Below are 20,937 nucleotides of genomic sequence, written 5' to 3'. Positions count from 1 at the left end.
CCAGCCCCCGGCCCTGACTTCTCTTTCCGCGGTGGGCTCCAGCAAAGCTTTTATCCTATTTCCGGAGTGATCGACTTGACCGACCAGCCTATCTATAACTCCCGGGACTCCCGGTACAAGACGCCCTACGGGGCGGTCCCCTCCGGGACACAGGTCCGGTTCACCCTCCGCCCTGGAAGGGTGGAGGGCTTCTCCCGCGCCACCCTCTCCGCCCGCTTTGAAAGTCGTGGGGATCAGATCGAGTCCCTTCCGATGCTCTGGAGCGGTCTGGAGCTGGATCGGGACCTGTTTCAGGGCAGCCTGGACATTGGGGACTATGTGGGGCTGGTGTGGTACTCCTTCCTGCTGGAGCGGCTGGATGGAGGCCGCCAGGAACTGGGCCCCTATCAACTCACCGTCTATCAGGCGGAGGAGGTCCCCTCCTGGTTTGGAGAGGGGATGACCTATCAAATCTTTCCGGACCGCTTTCTCCGCTCCCGTGTCCCCGATCCCGCCGGGATGGTAGGAGGACGCTGGGTCCACCAGGATTGGGAGGAACTGCCTGAGTGGCGGCCTGACCAGCGTGGAGAGATCCGGAACCGGGACTTTTTCGGCGGCGACCTGCTGGGCGTCATGGAAAAGCTGGACTATCTGAAGGGCCTTGGAGTGGAGACCCTCTATTTTAACCCCATCTTTGAGGCATCGGAGAACCATCGTTACGGCACCGCCGACTACGACAAGATCGACCCCATGCTGGGCAGCAATCAGGACTTCTCCCGGCTGTGTGACGAGGCCCACAGGCGGGGGATGCGGGTGATGCTGGACGGGGTGTTCAACCACACCGGCTATGTCAGCCGCTACTTCAACGGCGACGGCTTCTATCCCGACGTGGGGGCCAGCCAGAGCTGGGACTCCCCCTACCGCCCCTGGTTCAATTTCATCCAGTGGCCCAAGAGGTACGAGAGCTGGTGGGGCATTTACTCCCTGCCCGCCGTCAACGAGAGCTGTCCCTCTTACCGGGACTTTATCTTCGCCGGGGAGAACAGTGTGGTCCGCCGGTGGCTCCGGGCCGGAGCGGACGGCTGGCGGCTGGATGTGGCCGACGAGCTGCCCGACGACTTCGTAGCGGGCATCCACCAGGCCGCCCGGGCAGAGAAGCCCGACGCCCTGGTCATCGGCGAGGTGTGGGAGGACGGCTCCACCAAAGTAGCTTACGGAGTACGGCGCAAGCACATTCTGGGCGGCCACTGTGACGGGCTGATGAACTACCCCCTGCGCAACGCGATCCTTGCCTTTTTCCGCGGCGGCGGAGGAGAGCACTTCGTATCGGCCATGGAGACCATTCGGGAGAATTATCCCCCCTCCGCCTTCTACTCCGCCATGAACTCCCTGGGCACCCACGACACCCCCCGCATCCTCACCCTGCTGGGGGCAGGAGGGGAGTACCGGAATCAGTCCAGAGACTGGCGGGCCCACTTCCGTTTGTCCCCTAAACAGAGGCGGCGGGGCAAGGACCTGCTCCGGGCGGCGGCCCTTCTGCTGTTCTGCTTTCCCGGCTCCCCTACCGTGTACTACGGAGACGAGGCAGGGATGGAAGGCTTTGAGGACCCCTTCAACCGCCAGACCTACCCCTGGGGCCGCGAGGACCGGGAGCTAGTGGACTGGTTTCGGGCTCTGGGCGCCCTGCGCCGGGACCACCCCGCCCTTCGACGGGGGAACATCCGGTATGTGGCCGGCCAGGGGCCTCTGCTGGCCTTCACCCGGTCGGCGGCAGGGGAGACCATCCTGTGTGCCTGCAACGCCGGGGATGGGCCCGCCGCCATGGAGCTGGGCTTTCCCAGGGAATTGACGCCCCTGTTGGGCCGGGCCCATGTGGACCCCGGGGAGGAGGGGCCCACCCTGACTATCCCCCCTCTGTCCGGCGCGGCCTTCCTGGTCCACGAAGGCTGAAAGCCTTGAGGCCCAAGGGGGGCAACCACAGATTGACAACTTGTCAGGGACGGATGGTAGACCCCATTCGTCCCTTTATGCTATGTTTTTCACAGAAAAAAGTTGGGGGCCTGCGAGCCTGCCATATTCTGAACAGGGAGATGAGAACATGACCCTTGGCCAGCGTATTCAGGCGTTGCGAAAGCAGCACGGCCTGTCCCAAGAGGGCCTGGGGGAGAGGCTGGGTGTCTCCCGACAGGCGATCTCCCGCTGGGAGATGGACGGGGCGGTCCCCGAGGTGGACAAACTCATCGCCATGGCCAGGCTCTTTGGAGTTTCTTTGAACCAGCTTTTGGGGGTAGAGGAGCCAGAACAGCCGGTGTCGGAAGCAAAACAGGTGTCTCATGGCAGGCGGTCCCGCCTGCTGGCCGCCCTGTGCGCCCTCCTTTCCGTGGTTTTGGCAGTATCTCTGGGCTTCAATTTTTATTATCGCTACCGGGTCCTCATGATCCTGGACCCACCTCAAGCCCCGTCTGCCCCCGTTCAGCAGGTGTTGTATGCCGTCCGGCCTGACTACGAAACCATGACCTATGACCTAGCGCTCTCCCTGACGGAGAATGGCGGGCTTAGGGGCTATGACACCCAGGTATCCCTCTTTACAGTCCTTCCGGAACAGCCATCCTATCAGGATGGGAACACCACAGTCATCCCTGCCCCCTCTTATCACCAGGAGGAATTTCCTGTCGCCTTCCGCAACAAAACGGCCACTCTGGTCCTGGAGGACCTCCCCTTCCGCTATCATAAAGCCGCCGTCATCTCCCTAACCTACTCCAAGGGGGAACTGGAGGGGACCCACGCTCTGCTGCGGCTGGAGCCCACCGGACGGGGCATTGACTGGATCATAGAGGCGGGCAGCAGTTCCTTCGGCCAGCACCCTCCCGAGATCAAAGAGGAGCCGGAACTCTTAGCGCTCCAATGACCCCACCTCCCTGGTCGGCAACGATGAGCCGGCAGTGTGCTCCGCCCAGACGACACGTTGCCGCCCTACTGAGCTTCTATAAAAGACTACAATTCTCTGCAAAAGTACCTATGGAAAGAGGAAAGCATCGGTTTCTTGACAAGGTCCTCCATCTAGTATAATATTTTACTGTGGCGGCAAGAGTATGCGGAACTGACCCTTGCCCGTCAAGAGGAAGACGTTACTTCTGGAGGATGAAAACATTGATTGAAAAGCAACTCCCTTACAAATATAAAGTATATGAGATCATTAAGGAGGATATCCTTTCCGGGAAGTATCAGGCTGGAGAAGAACTGAACGAGCGAGAGCTGGCCGAGACTATGGGGGTCAGCCGCACCCCTGTCCGTGAAGCGATTCAGATGCTGGAACACAACGGCTGGGTGAGTATTGAAACTTACAAAGGGGCGGTCATTCGCAGCTTTGGTAGAAAATATCTGGCTGATTTAATGAAAGTCCGTACAGCTCTGGAGTTATCCGCCGTGGAAGACGCGGCCAAAAATATTACTGACGAAACTTTCGCCGCTATTGAACAGACCTATCAGCAGCAGGTCGCAGCTATGGACTCCTCAAACAATCTGGATTTCGCCCAACTTGACCGCCTCTTTCACCAGAGCATCTATGAGCTTAGTGGCAACAATACCCTAATCGACCTGTTAGGCAACTTGAACGATATGATTTTTGTCACCGCCACCAAGGCTTTGTCCGGCGCGCCTCGGCGCCAATCTACCATTCGAGAACATGCCGCAATTTTGGAGGCGCTGCGCTGCCGGAACGCGGACCAGGCAGTCCGGGCCATGAAACTCCACATGGAGCAGACTCACTGTAATGTTCAGCATAACACCTCTATAGACTGAATCTTTTTTATATGGCAGCAGACACACGGCAGGTTAAACCCCTGTCGTGTGTTTTACTTCGTATGTTGATAGTTTTATACAAAAAAGCAAATATTCTTTCGTGAAAATCTACAATCATGCAAGAAAGGCTGCGTAATTCTTGACAAAATAATGCCCTGCGTATAAAATCTATGTTGGAATTTTGAATTTGGTATACAAAATTCAAAATTACTGTTCTCAAGTTTCTCAAAAAGGAGTTATGAGATATGAAAGTCAGTCTGATCCAGATGGATATGAAGTTCGCCTCTCCTGACGAGAATTTCGCCCACGCGGAAGAGCTGATCCGTCAGGCGGCCCAGAGCCACCCAGATGTGATCACCCTGCCGGAAACCTGGAACGTAGGCTTCTTCCCCAAGGAGAACCTGGCAGAACTCAGCGACAAGGACGGCGCCCGTGTGAAGGAGACCTTCTCCCGTCTGGCTAGTGAGCTAAACGTAAACATCGTGGCCGGCTCTGTGTCGAATGTCCGGGATGGCAAGATTTATAACACCGCCTTTGTCTTTGACCGCAAGGGAACCTGCGTCGCCGAGTACGATAAGACGCACCTGTTTTCTCCCTCCGGCGAGCATGAATACTTTCAGTCCGGAGACCATACCGTCCGGTTTGAGTTGGATGGCGTCCCCTGCGGCTTAATTATCTGCTATGATGTCCGCTTCCCGGAGCTAATCCGTACCATTACCGTCCAAGGAATCGACGTATTGTTTGTCGTGGCCCAGTGGCCCTCTCTGCGCCGCTTCCATTGGCAGGCGCTGAACCAGGCACGGGCCATCGAGAACCAGTGCTTTGTAGCCTGCACCAATTCCTGCGGCACCGCTGGAGAAACCAAGAACGCCGGCTACTCCGCCGTCTACGACCCCTGGGGCGAACTGGTCGGCGGCTGCGGCCCTAATGAGATGATTCTGACCACCGACATGGATTTGAACATCATCAAGGGGATCCGCAGCAGCATCAATGTGTATAGGGACCGCCAGCCCGGTCTTTATCAAGTCAACTGACTTCATAGATACGGAGGATTGACATGAGCAAAATCAATTTTACTCTGGAGAAGGCAAATGGCAGTGAGGCTCTCGAGCTGAACTATGAGCGTGTCTTCGCCATCGGCTATGCCGGACGCAACATGGAAAAAACCATGGAGCACATCAAGGAGCTGGAGGAGCAGCTGGGTGTTCCCGCCCCCAAGCGCATCCCCACCATCTTTCAGTGTGGCAACTACACCCTGACTCAGGAGAAGGACCTGCACTTTGTGGGCGAGAAGACCTGTGGTGAGGTGGAGTACGTCATCATCATCAAAGACGGCAAGCGTTACATTGGCGTGGGCAGTGACCACACCGACCGTGCCCTGGAGAGCGCCAGCGTTCCCAAGTCCAAGCAGGCCTGTGCCAAGCCCATTGCCGTCCAGGTCTGGGACTATGAGGATATGAAGGACCATTGGGATGGCATTAAGCTGCGCTCCTATCAGACTGTGGATGGCAAAGAGATCGCCTATCAAGACGGTACTTTGGCCGACATCCTGCCCCCCGACCTCATCCTGAAGGAGCTGGACGAGCGTGTAGGCGGCATTGACAACGTGGTCATCTTCTCTGGCACCGTGCCCCTTTTGAATGGGTTTACCTTCGGCACCAATTTCCGTTATGAGATGGTGGACGAAGTTTTGAACCGCAAGATTACTTCTGACTACAACGTAATCGCTATTTCTGAGGAGGAAAGATAAATGAAAAGAATTCTGAGTTTTGCTCTGGCCGCCGCCATGACACTTTCTCTGGCCGCCTGCGGCAGCACAAACGGCGGGAGCTCCGCCGGGAACACCTCCAGCGGCGCCACCAACACCAACTCTGAGGGCAAATCCTACACCCTGAAGATCGCCACCACTGGTAACGAAGATCACCAGTCCACCATCGCCGCCCGCGCCTTTGCTGAGAAGATCGAGGAGCTCTCCGGCGGCCAGATCAAGGGTGAGGTGTATCCCAACTCCTCCCTGGGCAGCGAGCGTGAGGCCGCTGAGGGCGTGCAGATGGGTTCTCTGGAGATGACTGTCGTGACCACTGACGGCACTCTGCCCAACTGGGTGCCTGAAACCCAGGTCCTGTCTATGCCCTACCTGTTTGAAACCAAGGAAGAGGCCTACTATGTGCTGGACAACTTCCTGCAGGACGAGTTTGCCCCTCTGTTCGAGGAGCAGGGCATCAAGCACCTGGCATTCTGTGAGCTGGGCTTCCGTCACTTCACTACCAACGGCAAGGAGATCAAGTCCGCCGCTGATCTGAAGGGCCAGTCCATCCGTGTTCAGGAGGCCACCATCTGGTTCGCTCTGGCCGACGCGCTGGGCTTTATCGCTACCCCCATCGCTTTTAATGAGCTGTACACCGCTCTGCAGCAGGGCACCGTGGACGGCCAGGAAAACCCCATTGCCTCTATTGCCACCTCCGCTTTTGGTGAGGTCCAGAAGTATATGTGCATGGACGGCCACACCTATGGCGCTGAGAGCATCATTATGAATCTGGATCTGTACAACGGCATGACCCCTGAGCAGCAGGCCTGGGTGGACGAGGCTGCTGCCTATGCCAGAGATACCCAGCGCGCGGCCGTTGACGCTGTTGAGGCCGAGTACCTGCAGCAGATCAAGGACGGCGGCACCATCGTGTGCGAGGATCCTGACATCCAGTCCTTCAAGGATGCCACCGCTGATATGTACAAGCTGCCTGAGGTGGCTGAACTGGTCGATCTCTCTCTGACGGAGGCTGTCATGGCCAAGGTCGCCGAGTTCAACGCCAACAAGTAAGCCTCTCCCCGGATTTATTTCGGGAATCGGCCTGCAAGACGATGTCCGGCGCAGGCTCTGCCTGCGCCGGACGTTCCTTTGTACTAAGGGAAGGAGAAAATATGAAAGTAATTGACCAAATCGTCGACTTCCTTGCACGGCTGGTCATGGGCGTCAGCGCTATCGCCGTCTTCGGCGTTACCTTTGCCCAGGTCCTCTGCCGCTATGTTTTGAAGTCCCCCCTACCCTGGAGCCAGGATATCCTCCGCCTTGCCTTTACTTATCTAGTATTTTGGGGCGCCGCCTGGTGTGTCCGCGACAAGAACCATCTGAATGTAGACGTAATCCTTACCTCTCTGCCCAATAAGGTCCAGAAGGTAGTGGAAATAATAATTAACTTGGTTCTGTGCGGCTTCTTTGTTTTTTTGATTGTTATTGGCTATCAGTTCGCAATCGGCGGTATGCGCCAGACCACCTCTTATCTGCCCCTGCCCATGACCGCTTATTACGCAAGCATCCCCAGCGCTGCCGTGCTGATGTTGTACTACATGATCAAGAATATTATCGGCCAGTTCCGTAACTTTAATAAGGAGGAGGAAAAGAAATGATTTATATTCTGTTGCTCTTTGTTCTCTTCCTCATTGGTATTCCTATCTGCTTTTCCCTGGGGCTGGTTTCCCTGGGTGGCATCGTCGCCGGCGGTTATCCCCTTACCGTAGTCATCCAGCGCCTGTTTACCGGGGCTGACAGCACCGCACTGATCGCTATTCCTCTGTTCATCCTGGCTGGCGGTCTGATGGTACAGGGCGGCATTTCCAAGCGTATTGTCGACTTTGCCGATGCCCTGATTGGCCACCTGCCCAGCGGCCTGGCCTTGGTGAGTATTTTAGCCTGTATGTTCTTCGCCGCCATTACTGGTTCCGCCATTGCGGCTACCGCGGCAATCGGCGGAATTATGATGCCCATCATGGAGAAAAAGGGTTATGAAAACACCTTTTCCGCTCCTCTAATTGCCTGCGGCGGCTCCATCGGCCCCATCATCCCCCCCTCTATCCCTTTGCTGCTCTATGGCACCATGGCTGGCGTCAGCGTGGGCAAGCTGTTTATCGGCGGCTTCATCCCCGGCATCATCATGGGCGTTGGACTGATGATCCTCAGCTATTTCATCGGCAAGAAGCGCCACTATGTCGGCCGTGAGACCCGCGCCTCTATGAAGGAGATTCTTTCCACCGGTAAGGATGCCATTCTGGCTCTGATTATGCCCATTATTATCATTGGCGGTATCCTGTCCGGTGTCTTTACCGCCACCGAGTCCGGCGCCATTGCCTGCGCCTACGCCCTCATCCTGGGCATCTTCGTCTATCGTGAGCTGAAGCTGAAGGATCTCTTTGGCCTGTTCGTTGACTGTGCTAAGTCCACCGGCCAGGTGTTGCTGGTGGTGGCCTGCGCATCTCTGTTTACTTGGATCATCACTGTGGCCCAGGTACCTCAGATGGTTAGCTCCTTCCTGTCCGCTACCATTAGTAACAAGTATGTTCTGCTGCTGGTCATCAACATCGTATTGCTCATCGCCGGCACCTTTATCGACACCACCAGCGCCTTGGTCATCTTTACTCCCCTGTTCCTGCCCCTGGTTCAGTCCATGGGTATCGACCTGATTCACTTTGGCCTGGTTATGGCGGTAAACCTGACTATCGGTATGTGTACTCCTCCTCTGGGTGTGTGCCTATTTGTGGCTGGATCCATTGGCCGAGTCTCCTTGAAGGAGCAGATGAAGGACCTGCTGCCTATGCTGGGTGTGTTGCTCATTGTTCTGATCATCATTACCTATATCCCTGGTACGGTTACCTTACTGCCCAATCTAGTGGGTTAACCTTATAAAAAACTCCCGACACGTTGTGTCGGGAGTTTTTTAATGTATTTTCTCCAAATGTCGGATGAGCACCTGGGCACATAGGCCGGTAAACAGACCGGCCGCCGCGCCGGCCATGACCAGATAGGGGAGATAGGCCAAAACCGCCCAGGTCTTCATTACTCCGGCTGCCACCAGGAGCTGGCCCAGGTTGTGAAATATGGCAGCCACAGGACTGCACAGCCAGATCTGGTCTCTGGAGAGGACCCTTCTCAGCAGGCATAGGGCCAGCCAGCACAGCAGTCCGCCTCCGGCGCTGTACAACAATGTACTCATCTGTCCGGAGAACACCGCGCCCAGGAAAACCCTGGCGGACAGCACCAGCAGGGCATCACCGGGCCCCAGGACAAACATCACATACACGGTGACAATGTTGGCCAGCCCCAGCTTCACTCCTGGAATCGGAATCGGCACGGGGATCTGGGCCTCGACCATAAAAATCGTCAGGGCGATAGCGGTAAATAGGGCCAGCAGAGTAAGCCTGCGGGCCCCCCTAGCCGGTGGCCGCGTCAAGGCCGCCACCCCCTCCTGTAATCTCGATGATAAGCTGATGGGGCAGGCAGACGATGGGTACCGTACCGTCGGATATGGCGCCCTGGTCCACACAAACCTGGTCGGGACAGTTGGCCTGACTGATCCGGATACGCCCCCGCTCCACCTGTACCGTATTTGTGCCGCCCGCTCCGTCAGACAGTACAAAGGAGTAGGGCGCAGACACCTTGTCCAGCTCTATCTTTTGGAGCACCTGTCCATGCTGGGTGATAACAGCCACAGGGGCCTCGGGGCGTTCCTGCTTCAAGAACACCGCCAGGGCAGAGGCAGCTACCGCTGCCCCAAGCAGGGCCAGGATGATCTTGGTATTTTTATTCATGACAGCACCTCCACCTCCCGGTCCTCATAGCCCTGCGCCAGAGTAAAACTGTCCTTTAGCCCAGAGGTAAGGGCCAAAGAGCCGTCCTCCAGAATAAAGAGGGCCTCAAACTCCAGTTCGGGGTGATTCCGCCAAAATTGTGTCCCCCGCTCCAGTCCCATAACGAACAGAGCGGTGGACAGGCCGTCACAGGCAAGGCCGGAGGGGGATACTACTGTGACCGAGAGCAGGCCGCTTCGGGCTGGAGCAGCGGTGGCCGGATCAATAATGTGCCAGTAACGCACTCCATCCCTCTCAAAGTACCGCTGATAGCCGCCGGAGGTGCCCATGGCCTGCCCCTCCAGCTCCAGAACGCCCAGATAGCCCTCTCCCTGGGGATCCTGGATGCCGATGCGCCAGGGGGAGCCATCGGGCTTGGCTCCCAGGGCCAAGATGGTGCTCTGGCCCAGGTCCAGCAGGGCGGAGGTGATGTCTCGCTCCTGGGCTAGCTTGGCCAGACGGTCAGCCGTGTATCCCTTGGCCACAGCCCCCAGATCCAATTTCATCCCATCGGGCAGGGAGGCGCTCTCCTGGTCCAGGCTCACTTGCGTATAGTCGATACGGTCACCCAACTCCTCCAGCTCCGCCTGATTGGGTACTCGGTACTCCCCGGTGGTAAAACCCCATGCCTCCACCGCGGGGTAGGCTGTGATATCCAGCGCCCCCCCGGTGAGGGCACACAGCGCCAGAGCGGCGGAGAGCAGTTGGGCCGTGTCAGGGGAGAGGTGTGCCTGTCCCCCTTCATTAAGGGCAGATATCTCGCTGTCTGGGGCGGTGGCGGACAGCAGGTCCTCCAGCTCATAGACCTCCGCCACCCCCTCCTCTAGGGCCTCCCGTCCACTCTCTCGGTCCTGCCCATGGTAGGTCAAGGTCATGACCGTATCCATGGCAAAGATTCGGCTCTCCTCCTCGACATCCTCCACCTGGCAGCCAGCCGGCAGAGAGAGGAGCAGCCCCAGGACCAGGGCGGCAGTCCATATGCGCGTTTTGACCACAGAGGTCCCTCCTTTTCCTTCTCTGCTCAGGCTTTACAGAACCTCACGATACATAGCCGCCGCGTCGCTTTTCCCAACATTATCGGCCACCACCAGCACCTCTACCTTGACAACGCGCTCTCCAAAGCGGAGCTCCAGGATGTCTCCTGCTTTTACATCATAGCTGGCCTTCACTGGACGGCCGTTGGCGACCACCCGGGCATTGTCACAGGCCTCATTAGCCACGGTGCGGCGTTTGATGAGGCGGGAAACCTTCAACCATTTGTCCAATCGCATAGAATGATCTCCTCTACGGAAAACGGGGACGCTGTATACAGCGTCCCCGTTCTATTTACGGAACTTACTTGGACACAGCATCCTTCAGAGCCTTGCCGGCCTTGAAAACAGGGGTCTTGGAGGCGGGGATCTGAATGGTCTCCTTGGTCAGGGGGTTGCGGCCGACACGTTCAGCGCGGGCCTTAACCTCAAAAGATCCAAAGCCGACCAGCTGTACCTTCTCACCGTTCTTCAAAGAGTCAGTAATGGCGTCGATGGTGGCAGTAATGGCGGCCTCAGCGTCCTTCTTGGACAGCTCGGCCTTCTCAGCAACAGCAGCAATAAGTTCGGTCTTGTTCATGGTGGTTTTCTCCTCCTGTGAATTTGGGCAGCGCCAGCGCGCCGCCGCCGTGATTATACTTAAATCCCGGGGGATGTTAAGTCATCGAAGTGGAGTCGCTATCCCGCTTTGCCTGTGCCCAGAACCGCTCCAAATCAGATAGCTCCATCTGGGTCATCGGCTGCCCGGCCAGCTCTTCTGTCCGGCGGAAGCGCCGGATAAATTTTTCACAGGCCGCGTGGAGTGCCAGCTCGCTGTCCAGTCCCAGAAACCGGCCGACCTTGACTGCAGCGAACAGCAAATCGCCCAGCTCCTCCTCCACGTTGGAGCCCTGGGCCGCGGCCGTCTTCAATTCTCCCAGTTCCTCGGACAGCTTGTCCAGCGCCGGACTGATATCCGGCCAGTCGAATCCCGCCTTTTTGGCCTTGTCCTGAATTTTCTCCGCCCGCATCAGCGCTGGCAGAGAACGGGCCACACCGTCCAGAGAATCAGCGGCGGTCTTCTGTCCTTTCTCCTCCCGCTTCTGCTTCTCCCAGGCGGTAAGAGCGCCGTCCGCATCCCCGGCCTCTACAGTGCCAAAGACATGGGGGTGGCGGAATACCAGCTTCTTGCAGATGCCGTCCACCACATCGTCAAAGGTAAACAGCCCCTCCTCCTGGGCCATGCGGGAATGAAACACCACCTGAAGCAGTACGTCGCCCAGCTCTTCCTTCAGGTTGGCTGTGTCCCGGTTATCGATGGCTTCGGCCACCTCATAGGCCTCCTCCAGCATATTGCGCCGGATGGACTGGTGGGTCTGTTCTCTGTCCCAGGGGCACCCCTCCGGAGCGCGGAGCAGCTCCATGATGCGGAGAAGGTCCTCCATGGAATAGTGGTCCATACACTGAAAATTTACCACAATTTCGCTTCCTTATCAAGTCATTTTATATATTTTCAAGTTTTTCAGGAAAAATACCTAAAATCTTTGAAATAATGCCACATTATGGAATTTGCGCTTACAGCCGGAGCAACCGGGCCAGCTTATCCCCCTTGGGCATCAGGGACAGGTCCTCCCGTGAGATGGCCCGCAGGGCCACCACCAGCACCAGATAGACCACCATAGCCACTCCGATAGCCGCCAAGGTGGCCACAGCGTTGCCCATCCTGCTGAGGACCGCCTCCGTCCCCCCCTCGGGGACCGCACTGAGCAACCGGGCCAGCACACGGTAGACTACCCATGCGGCTCCGCCCATCAGAGCGGAAGCTGCCAGCGGTTTAACAAAAATAGGCAGATACCGGGGCCTCTTGGGGATGACCCGGGAAATAATAAGCAAGTCCAGCGCCAGGCATAGGCCGAAGCACAGAATATTACCCGCCGGTGCGCCGAAGATACCGACTTCGGGCCGGACCACCAGGTTATAGTTGGTCACGATCTTCAGCACCCCACCCAGCACCATGACCAACACGGGCAGGTTGACAAACCCATGGGCCTGGAGGATGGAGTTGCACACCAGCATCATACACACAAAGACAGTAGCCAGGCCCAGAGTGGACAGCAGGGGACCAGCCAGATCCGGGTTGAGCTTGGTAAAAAGCAGCCGCATGATAGGCTGGCCCATGACGAACAGGCCCACTCCCATTGGGAAAGCCAAAAGGGCGGTGATGCGTAGAGCGGAGCCAGTGATCTTGGCGCTTCCCCGGCGGTCCCGGCGGGCCAGCGCGCCAGAAACGGCTGGGATAACCGAGGCAGTGATGGCAGCCATAAGGGAAGTAGGCAAATTATAGATATTCAGCGCCCCGCCATAATTCCCGTAGAGGGTCCGGCTCACATCCTGCACCGCGTCGCTCAGGGCTTGGGCAGCGGCCGGCGGGGCCTCCAGGGCCATCTGCTGGGTCAAAGAGGCCATGTTAGCGGCGGCCCCAGCAGCCAGAGTTTCCTTCCATGTGTTCAGTGCGTTCTCCAGGGCGCCAAAGTCCACAAAGTCGGCATACAGCGCCCAACTGGCGGGGTCCTCCACCAGTGCCCGCTGAAGCTGCCCCTGGACCAGCGAGGAGTCGATGACCGTAACGATGCCCACCATAGAGGAGCTGAGGGTGATTGGAATGGCGATGCGCAGGATATCCTTCAAAATACTGCCCGCGCCGTCTGGCACATCTCGGGACAGCCGGGGCTCACGGGCCCGGCCAAAGCCGTAGCTGAACAGCATATAGGCCAGGGCCACCACAGTACCCACCGTCACGCCGGTAATAGCGCCGGCAGCGGCCACATGGGCGGGCTGCCCCGCCTGAATCAGCCAGTAGGCCAGGGACAGGCCGATGACCAGCTTGCAAAGGGCCTCAATGATCTGGGAGATGGAGGTGGGGGCCATGTCGCTGTGTCCCTGGGAATACCCCCGGAAGGCGGCCAGACAGCCCACGCACACTACGGCGGGAGCCAGCGCCTTGATGCCGGCGGCGGCCTTGGTGTCGTTCATCATGGCGGCCAGCGTATCGGCCTTGAAATACATCACTAAAAAGGAGATCAGACCCAGGGACAAAAACAGGAGCATCGATACCCGAAAGGTCTTGCGCATCTGATTGTGGCGACCCAGGGCACTGGCCTCGCTGACCAGCTTGGACACGGCCACAGGCAGGCCGGCAGTGGAGATGGTCAGCAGGACCGCATAGATATTATAGGCGTTGGTAAAGTCGGTGTTCCCCTGCTCCCCAATGATATTGACCAGGGGGATCTTGTAGAACATACCGATGAGCTTGACCACCAGGATGCCCACAGCCAGGATGGCCGCTCCGCCAAAAAAGGTATTTTGTTTCTGACCGCTGATCCGGCGGGGGGCGGTATCTCGTTGGGACATAGGCAGCCTCCTTTATGCTGGGCACAGAGAGGGGAGAGAGCTCCGCTTTCCCACCTCTCCGTGGGTATCGCTTCATATGCCAAAGATTCGGGGCAGGGCGTAGCCCTCCACCTCGGCCCGGATCTTCTCCAGGTCCAGGGTGAAAAATTCCCCCTTCTCATATATGACCTTCCCCCTGGCCATATTCATGACCACGTTGGAACCTCGGGCAGAAAAGGCCAGGTTTTCCACCGCGTCGTGACAGGGGAACAGGTTGGGGGCGGAAAAGTCCACCAGGATCAGGTCAGCCGTCTTGCCGGGGGCGATGACTCCGGTATCCCGGCCCAGGGCCCTGGCCCCATTGACCGTGGCCATCTCCAGGGCCTGTTGGGCCGTGACCGCCTCCGGGTCCAGGCCGACTCCCTTGTGGAGAATCGCGGCCAGCTTGATCTCCTCAAACAGGTCGTGACTGTTGTTGGAGGCCACCCCGTCAGTCCCCAGGGCCACGTTGACCCCGGCCTTTAGCATCTGGGGGACTCGGGCCACGCCGGAGGCCAGCTTCAAATTGGAGACCGGGTTGTGGACGGCGGTGATGCGCTTCTGGGCCATGATGTCCATATCCTGGTCAGACACCCAGACACAGTGGGCAGCGATACCCCCCCGCTCCCATACTCCGTATTGGTCAAGAAGCGCAATGGGGGTTTTCCCATATTTCTTCCAGCAGTTCTCATGCTCTGACTGGGTCTCAGAGATGTGGACCTGCATCCCTAAGCCATGCCTCCGGGCAAAGTCAGCCGTCCACTCCCACAGTGGGGGACAAGAGGTGTACTCCGCGTGAATAGATGCGTCCACTAGGATCTGCCCCTCGCCGGCGCCGTGCCAAGAGTCCATTAGGATCTCCTCATTTATGCAGTCCTCACAGCGGGCAGGATCAAACTCCTCTGGTTTCCCAAAATACACTCCACCGCAGGACAGATTGGCGGAGATACCCGCCTCTAGTATGGTTTTGGCAATCGCATCAGTGTACATATACATATCCGCGATGCAGGTAGTGCCGCTAGCAATCATCTCGGCCAGCCCCAGAGCGGTGCCCGCGGCAACGCATCGGGCATCCAGCTTGTCCTCGGCCGGGAAGATATAGTCGTTCAGCCAGTGGTGCAGGTCGTGTCCGCCTCCGTACCCCCGCAGGAGGGCCATGGCCACATGAGTGTGGGCGTTGACCAGGCCGGGCATGAGCACCTTGCCAGTCCCGTCAATGACCCGGTCAAACTCCCCCTGGGGGCGGGCAGTGCCCACCGAGGCGATTTTTGTGCCCTCCACCGCTACAAATGCGTCTTTCAGGACCGGTTGGGCCGAGTCCATGGTCACAGCGGTGACATGTTCCAACAACAGTGACATATCAGATCCCTCTCAGTATCGCTCTGGCCCAGTCCAGATCCTTCCGGCGGACATAGAGCTTATATTCCACCCAGGCCCCGTCGTTCATACCGAAGGTGCCGGTGCGGCCCCGGCTGCTGCCGCCGCACAGCCCCTCCCACATAGTGGGGCTGGTCAGATCCTTGCTCCGGTAGATATAGTCGAGCCCCGCCCCCTCCAGGGTGTCGCGCACCTGGTTAAAGCGGCTGAGGTCATAGGTCAGGAACAGCTCTACGCGGTTGAAGATTGTAATCATGGACAAAGCCACCTTTCATCGCCGGGCAAAGAGATCACATCTTCCTCAGACACGCCCGCACCAGACCGGAGAACTTTTCACGGGCCGCCTCGCCGGCTTCCAGCACCTCCTGCTCGCTGAGAGGCTGGTCCAGGATGCCGGCAGCCATATTGGACAGCAGAGTCAGGCCCAGCACCTCCATGCCACAGTGGCCGGCCACGATGACCTCCGGCGCGGTGGACATGCCCACGGCGTCGCCCCCCAGGACGCGGGCGGCCCGGACCTCTGCCGGGGTCTCATACTGAGGCCCGTAGCAGTAGAAGTAGACCCCCTCCCGCAGAGGAATGCCCAGCTCCTGGGCCGTCTGGCGGGCCAGCTCCCGGAGGCGGGGGGTGTACAGATGGGAGGCGTCGGGGAATCGGACCCCGAACTCGGGCAGATTTTCCCCCCGGAGAGGAGACTCGGAAAACATCTTGATGTGGTCGGTAATGAGCATCAGGTCCCCGGCCTGCCAGCTGGTGTTGACGCATCCGGCGGCATTGGTGACGATCAGGGTGTCACACCCCAGCAGGCGCAGCACCCGGACGGCGTAGGACACCTCCTCATAGGAGTAGCCCTCGTAGTGGTGCGTTCGGCCCTGCATGACCGCCACCCGCTGCCCCTCCAGAGTGCCGAAGACCAGCCGCCCCTTGTGTCCCGGCGCGGTGGATGCCTTAAAGTTGGGAATATCCAAGTAATCGATGGCGACGGCACCCTCCACCTCGTCCCCCATATAGCCTAGACCGGAGCCCAACACCATGGCCACCTTAGGGATAAAGTCTCCAAGGCGGTCCCGGATCGCTTTGGCGCTGGTCCGGTATTGCTCCATCGTATAGCCCATGGCCCCCTCCTTACAGAGAGGCGCCGCAGCTGCGGCAGAACTTGTCCCCTTTACCGCAGGGCGCGCCGCAGGTGGGGCAGCTGCGGGACTGGCGCAGGTCGGCGATGCGGGATTTGACCTCCTCCACCTTGGCCGCGGTCTCATCGGCCTCGGCCAGCAGCTCTGTCACCGGGTCTCCCTCAGGGGTCTGGCCCCTGTGGGTGTCATACATCACCTGGCCCAGTCGGCGCAGGATGTCGTTGAAATCTCCGTTCAGATCGAAGAGCTGGACATTCAGCTTGGCCACGTCCACCATCTGGCCAGCCTTCTTACCCGCCACCCTGGCGGTGTCGGCGGCGGCGTCGGCGGCCACAGAGGCAGTGCCGCGGATCTTATCCAGCAGTTCCTTCACCTTGTCGTCCATACTATGCGCTCCTTTCCCGCATCTGTATTTCAGTTTCGTCAGAGGGGAGGAGACCACTCTCCACCCGTGACAGTTCCCTGTTATTTTACACCAATCCCCCTGTGATTGCAACAAATCCCTGTGCAGCCGGCGGTTTTCCGTAAAAAATAGCCCGCCCGCGCCGGGCGCGGACGGGCTGAAGCCGATATTCCGTTACAGGGGACCGATCTTGGAAGGGGGCCACAGGCCGCACACCACCTTGCCCAGCACATAATCCTCGTCGATGGCGCCCAGCCGGGCATCCCGGCTGTCGGTAGACTTGTTCCGGTTATCTCCCATCACAAAGATAGAGCCCTCAGGCACCTCCCAGTGGGTCTGAACTCCCGTGGAGTCGTAGGCGGAGGGGGTATAGGGCACCCCCATAGGCTCTCTGATATAGGGCTCGTCCAGAGCCACCCCGTCCACATAGACCGTACTGGTGCCATAGTCGATATCCACGGTCTGACCGCCGGTGGCGATGACCCGCTTGACGATGGCCTTGCCCCCTAAAAACTCAGCCGTGGTCTTGTTGACGACCACGATATCCCCCTGCTGGGGCTGGTAGCCCAGGGACCAGACCAACATCATCTCCCCGTGCTGCAGGGTGTTGTTCATAGACTCTCCATCCACCCGGGTCAGACGGCCCAAGCAGGTAAACAGCAGCACCGCGGCCAGGACACAGCCCATCAGCATCTGGAGCCACTCATACAGCTCCGACCCCAGAGGCCGCACCTCCTGGGGCTCCTCGTCCTTCTGGTCCAGGAACTGATCCATCTCTTCTGACAAAGGGTATCCCTCCTTCTGTATCACCGTGAAGCCCTGCTATTATAGCCGCTTTTCCATCCAAATTCAACTTATAATTCCAACCGGGTAACCGCAGACGTCCCCTCCAGGGCAGCCCCTTCCCGGCGCTGGCAGGTAAAGAGGAGGACCTGCTGCTCACGGGCCAGCTCCTTCAGCAGCTCCAGCGCCAGGACCATCCGCCTGTCGTCAAAGGCGGCCAAGGCGTCGTCCAGCAGGATGGGGGGCTTCTCAGGCAGACATAGGCCGCACACCGCCAGCCGCACCGACAGGTACAGTTGGTCCGCGGTCCCTCGGGACAGGAACAGCGCGTTTCTAGGCGACACATCTTCTATCCGGGCGGCAGCACCCTCCAGCTCCCGGTTCAGTGCCACCGACTGGTACCGCTGCCCGGTGAGCCGGGCCAGATACTGGCCGGACAGCCGATTCAGCTCCGGGGAAAATCGCTGCTGGAGCTGGGCGTTGGCCTCTTTCAGCGCCTCCAGCGCAACAGCCAGGGCACGATATTCCTCCTGTCGGCGGTCCAGTTGGGCAGCCAGCTCCTCCCGACGGGCAGCCAGGGCCGCCGGATCGCCCACCGCCTTCCGCTGTCCCAGGGCCTGATTCAGGTCCTGGTCAGTCTGGGCCAGCCGGCGCTCCGTCTCCGCCAGGGCCCGCTCTGTTTCCTCCGGGGTCCGGGCGGGGGGCTCCGCCTCTCCAACGGGTTCAGGCAGCCCGCCTCCCTGGGCCTCTAAGTCATCCAGACGGCGGCGGCGCTCCTCCACCCGCTCCCGCGCCAGGGACAGCTCGTGGTCCAGATTCAGCCCTCTGGACAGGGCGGCGGAGCAGCCGAACAGGTCGGTGACCTGGGGGGAGAAAGTGTGGACAAAGTCCAACAGGTCCGTCCGGCTGTTGTCCCGGCGGGCCTGCCGGTCGCTCAACGTTCCCCGGATGGTCCGAACCTGGCGGGCCGCCTCTTCCGCCGCCTGGCACCGCCGCCGGTAGTCCTGGGCCAGTTCCTCCAGCTCCTGGGGGGACTGCACCCGGTACCGCTCCAGCAGCTTGGCGCACCGGTCCTCCCAGGCCCGTCGGCCGGTGTGGTTGACAAACCCCGCCATCAAGGTAAGCAGAAAGATGAAGCCCCCGGCGTAGAGGGGATAGGACAGCAGTTGTCCCTCCCGGACCCCGCCGACCACACCGGCAATCAGGGCAAACAGCAGGCCCAGAGCAGGGAACAGCTTGGCCGCCATCCCCTTGACCCGCGCGGTGGCCAGGCCGGTGTTGTAGTCGGACAGGGCCTTCTGGACGGCCTGGGCCCCTTCCTCCCAGGTCATGCCAGGAAAGCGGTCGTCCTGGGCCGCGATCTGTGCCTGGACATAGACCTCCTCCGCCTCCTTCCGGGCCGCCTCGCCCTGGCGCAGTTCCTCGTCCAGCACCTTCAAATATTGCAGCTCTCCCTGTGCCTTCTTCAGCAGGTCCTTGTCGGGCAGCGGGCCGTATTTGGCCGTCTCCCCCTCCAGGGTGGCCAGTTGGCTCCTGGCCGCCTCAAGCTCCTCCCTGGCCTGGGCAAAGCGCCGGTCCAGCTCTCGCTGGGCCAATCGGCGGTGGGTCGCCCGCTCGGCGGCCAGCAGGTCTCTACGGGCGGACAGGGCGGTCCGCTCCCCCTCCAGCAGGGCGATGCGGCCGGACAGCTCCTCCAACTGCTCCAGGGCCTGGTCCACCTCCCGCAGCTCTCCCTCCAGCCTGGGGATCAGCCCCACGCTTCGGTTGACCTTTCGGCGGTTGAGCCACTCCCGCAGCCTCCCCTCGGTCTGGGAGTAGGACACGTCCTCCTCCCCGGAGGACACCAGCGCGGCAATACGCCGCTCCAGCTCCGGGGCCGCTGTAACCGCCAGGTCTCCACCCAATCCAATGAAGGCCGACCGCTCAAAGACCTCCCGTCCCACACCGGTGAGCAGCTCGCCGCAGTTGGCGGCAGTCAGGCCGGGGACCGCCTCCTCCGTCCCGGTGTAGACGGCGGAAAAGGCCCCGAAGGGAGCGCTGCCCTTGGGACCCCGGCGGAGGGTGATGTCCCGGTCCTGCCACTCCAGGTCCATAGTCCCCTCCATGGGGGCGCCGGACCAGGGCTGATACCGGTTCTTGTCCGCCAAATACCCCTTTTTATCCCGGTCCCGGGTATCGATGCCATAGAGCATAGCCTTCCAAAAGGCGGCCCAGGTGGATTTGCCCCCCTCGTTGGGGGCATAGATCAGATTTAAGCCATCCCCCAGCTCCAGCCGGGCGTGGTCCAGCTTGCCGAAAGTGGCCGTCATGGATCTTATCTTCATAGGGACACATCCTCCCCGCCCTCCAGGGCGGCCAGGCCGAACCGGGCGGCCATCTGATAGGTCCGCTCCTCCGGCTCCTCTTGACATTTTGTCCACATGGCCCGGAGAAAGAGGCCAGTCAGGGTGTCCTCCTCCCGCCGTTTCCACAGGTCTGTGGGCAGTCTTGTCTGGTCCCGGAGGGTCAGGCCGTAAAACCGGGGGGCCAGTTCCCGCTCCAGCGCCGGCAGATTTGGGCTCTCTCCCTCGCCGGTGAGCAGAATGCGGTAAATGTGCTCGCTGGTGTCCTGGGGCAGGGCGGCCAGTACGGCCTCCAGCGGTTCCTTTCCCGTAACATCCACCGGCAGAATCTCATACCGGCGGCGGCCCAGGGGGAGGAGCTGGGCCTGGGCCCGGCCCTCCTCCAGCTCTACATAGAGCACGCCCTTCTGTCCCAGCTCGTCAAAGCCGCGGCCCTCCGGGCAGCCGGGATAGGCCCAGAAGGTCCGGCCCGCCCGCCGCAGGCCGCTCCCCTGGTGGATATGGCCCAGGGCCAGGTAGTCCAGGCCGCTGGTCTCGATCTCGGCGGGGGAGAGGGGCCCATACTCGCTCTGGGGCGCCGTGTCGCCGTGGACGCACATGATCTGCACACCCTTCCCCTCTGGGGCCCGGAAGCCGGCCAGCGGGCTGTCTGTCTGGCGGCTGTCATAAAAGGCCCGGCCCCAGACCGTGCAGCCCAACTGGGGCAGCTCTACCGCCTCCATCTGTGGGGAGGAGAAAATATGGACGTTTTCCGGCCAGTCCAGGGTGGCGTACACCGACCGGGGGGACCAGAAATCGTGGTTTCCCGGAGAGAGGAACACCGGGCAGGGGATGTCCCCCAGGGCCCGGGCCAGGGCCTGGGCCGTCTCCTGAAAGACCCGCTCCGAGTCCAGCAGATCTCCGGCCAGCAGCACCAGGTCGGCCGCCCTCTCCCGTGCCGCCTGGGCCATGCGGCCCAGCAGCTCCCTCTGCTCTCCCCGCCGCCGTGCCGCCTGGTCCGGGGAGAGGCCAGAAAAGGGGCTGTCCAGGTGGAAGTCAGCCCCATGGATTATTCTAATCAT

At 60.0% G+C, this 20,937-nt stretch carries 22 protein-coding genes; 8 read left to right on the top strand and 14 right to left on the bottom strand.

All coding sequences use genetic code 11. The features are described from left to right. Positions 1-66 precede the first annotated feature (66 nt). The 8 genes from WKS99_RS10510 (at position 67) to WKS99_RS10475 (ending at position 8,450) form a co-directional block, all read left to right on the top strand. Positions 67-1,929 carry a glycoside hydrolase family 13 protein gene (locus WKS99_RS10510; RefSeq protein WP_340406078.1) on the top strand — a complete coding sequence of 621 codons (1,863 nt, stop codon included), beginning with the start codon at positions 67-69 and terminating at the stop codon, positions 1,927-1,929. Positions 1,930-2,077: 148 nt separating this feature from the next. Continuing rightward, positions 2,078-2,887 (top strand): helix-turn-helix domain-containing protein, encoded by an 810-nt coding sequence (locus tag WKS99_RS10505; RefSeq protein WP_240286406.1) that lies wholly within the window; start codon positions 2,078-2,080, stop codon positions 2,885-2,887. Positions 2,888-3,129: 242 nt separating this feature from the next. Next, positions 3,130-3,780: a GntR family transcriptional regulator gene (locus tag WKS99_RS10500; protein WP_186852917.1), complete on the top strand. Its 651-nt coding sequence runs from the start codon at positions 3,130-3,132 to the stop codon at positions 3,778-3,780. Positions 3,781-4,025: 245 nt separating this feature from the next. After that, entirely contained in the window at positions 4,026-4,814 is a 789-nt protein-coding gene (locus tag WKS99_RS10495; RefSeq protein ID WP_186852918.1) for a carbon-nitrogen family hydrolase, read from the top strand. 23 nt (positions 4,815-4,837) lie between these two features. After that, the gene (locus WKS99_RS10490) at positions 4,838-5,530 is read left to right on the top strand and encodes a DUF2848 family protein (RefSeq protein ID WP_240286403.1); all 693 of its coding nucleotides are present in this window, start codon (positions 4,838-4,840) and stop codon (positions 5,528-5,530) included. Further along, the gene (gene dctP / locus WKS99_RS10485; protein ID WP_340405914.1) at positions 5,531-6,598 is read left to right on the top strand and encodes a TRAP transporter substrate-binding protein DctP; all 1,068 of its coding nucleotides are present in this window, start codon (positions 5,531-5,533) and stop codon (positions 6,596-6,598) included. Between the two features lie 101 nt (positions 6,599-6,699). After that, on the top strand, positions 6,700-7,185 hold the full coding sequence (locus tag WKS99_RS10480) for a TRAP transporter small permease (RefSeq protein ID WP_186852921.1): 486 nt from the start codon (positions 6,700-6,702) through the stop codon (positions 7,183-7,185). Beyond that, the gene (locus WKS99_RS10475) at positions 7,182-8,450 is read left to right on the top strand and encodes a TRAP transporter large permease (RefSeq protein ID WP_186852922.1); all 1,269 of its coding nucleotides are present in this window, start codon (positions 7,182-7,184) and stop codon (positions 8,448-8,450) included. The genes WKS99_RS10480 and WKS99_RS10475 overlap by 4 nt, the downstream gene beginning before the upstream one ends. Before the next feature lie 39 nt (positions 8,451-8,489). Here WKS99_RS10475 and WKS99_RS10470 read toward each other — a convergent pair whose 3' ends face one another. From WKS99_RS10470 to WKS99_RS10405, 14 genes are all read right to left on the bottom strand, one after another. Then, on the bottom strand, positions 8,490-9,002 hold the full coding sequence (locus tag WKS99_RS10470) for a Gx transporter family protein (RefSeq protein WP_340405913.1): 513 nt from the start codon (positions 9,000-9,002) through the stop codon (positions 8,490-8,492). After that, positions 8,983-9,360 carry a NusG domain II-containing protein gene (locus WKS99_RS10465; RefSeq protein ID WP_240286397.1) on the bottom strand — a complete coding sequence of 126 codons (378 nt, stop codon included), beginning with the start codon at positions 9,358-9,360 and terminating at the stop codon, positions 8,983-8,985. Before WKS99_RS10465 ends, WKS99_RS10470 begins: the two co-directional genes overlap by 20 nt. Beyond that, a complete protein-coding gene (locus WKS99_RS10460; RefSeq protein WP_340405912.1) occupies positions 9,357-10,394 on the bottom strand; it encodes an FAD:protein FMN transferase in 1,038 nt (345 codons plus the stop codon). Before WKS99_RS10460 ends, WKS99_RS10465 begins: the two co-directional genes overlap by 4 nt. Before the next feature lie 33 nt (positions 10,395-10,427). After that, positions 10,428-10,670, bottom strand: coding sequence for an RNA-binding S4 domain-containing protein (locus WKS99_RS10455; protein ID WP_147572461.1), 243 nt, complete (start codon positions 10,668-10,670; stop codon positions 10,428-10,430). 64 nt (positions 10,671-10,734) lie between these two features. Beyond that, positions 10,735-11,010, bottom strand: coding sequence for an HU family DNA-binding protein (locus WKS99_RS10450; protein ID WP_147572462.1), 276 nt, complete (start codon positions 11,008-11,010; stop codon positions 10,735-10,737). Between the two features lie 76 nt (positions 11,011-11,086). Continuing rightward, positions 11,087-11,887, bottom strand: coding sequence for a nucleoside triphosphate pyrophosphohydrolase (mazG, locus tag WKS99_RS10445; protein WP_240286393.1), 801 nt, complete (start codon positions 11,885-11,887; stop codon positions 11,087-11,089). Between the two features lie 97 nt (positions 11,888-11,984). After that, positions 11,985-13,820 (bottom strand): putative polysaccharide biosynthesis protein, encoded by a 1,836-nt coding sequence (locus tag WKS99_RS10440; RefSeq protein WP_340405911.1) that lies wholly within the window; start codon positions 13,818-13,820, stop codon positions 11,985-11,987. 72 nt (positions 13,821-13,892) lie between these two features. Then, positions 13,893-15,197 (bottom strand): amidohydrolase, encoded by a 1,305-nt coding sequence (locus WKS99_RS10435; protein WP_340405910.1) that lies wholly within the window; start codon positions 15,195-15,197, stop codon positions 13,893-13,895. 1 nt (position 15,198) lies between these two features. Continuing rightward, positions 15,199-15,471: a hypothetical protein gene (locus WKS99_RS10430; protein ID WP_147572466.1), complete on the bottom strand. Its 273-nt coding sequence runs from the start codon at positions 15,469-15,471 to the stop codon at positions 15,199-15,201. Between the two features lie 34 nt (positions 15,472-15,505). After that, positions 15,506-16,330: a purine-nucleoside phosphorylase gene (locus WKS99_RS10425; RefSeq protein WP_147572467.1), complete on the bottom strand. Its 825-nt coding sequence runs from the start codon at positions 16,328-16,330 to the stop codon at positions 15,506-15,508. A gap of 10 nt (positions 16,331-16,340) precedes the next feature. Next, positions 16,341-16,733 (bottom strand): zinc ribbon domain-containing protein, encoded by a 393-nt coding sequence (locus tag WKS99_RS10420; protein WP_186852929.1) that lies wholly within the window; start codon positions 16,731-16,733, stop codon positions 16,341-16,343. 192 nt (positions 16,734-16,925) lie between these two features. Continuing rightward, entirely contained in the window at positions 16,926-17,537 is a 612-nt protein-coding gene (gene lepB, locus WKS99_RS10415; protein WP_240286383.1) for a signal peptidase I, read from the bottom strand. 68 nt (positions 17,538-17,605) lie between these two features. Next, entirely contained in the window at positions 17,606-19,858 is a 2,253-nt protein-coding gene (locus WKS99_RS10410; protein WP_340405909.1) for an ATP-binding protein, read from the bottom strand. After that, complete coding sequence (locus WKS99_RS10405) at positions 19,855-20,937, bottom strand: metallophosphoesterase family protein (RefSeq protein ID WP_262669536.1); 1,083 nt, start codon at positions 20,935-20,937, stop codon at positions 19,855-19,857. Before WKS99_RS10405 ends, WKS99_RS10410 begins: the two co-directional genes overlap by 4 nt.

This window comes from Flintibacter sp. HCN-6482 (assembly GCF_037892565.1).
GTDB classification, from domain to species: domain Bacteria; phylum Bacillota; class Clostridia; order Oscillospirales; family Oscillospiraceae; genus Lawsonibacter; species Lawsonibacter aceti.
This window is presented reverse-complemented; position numbering and strand designations above follow the sequence as displayed.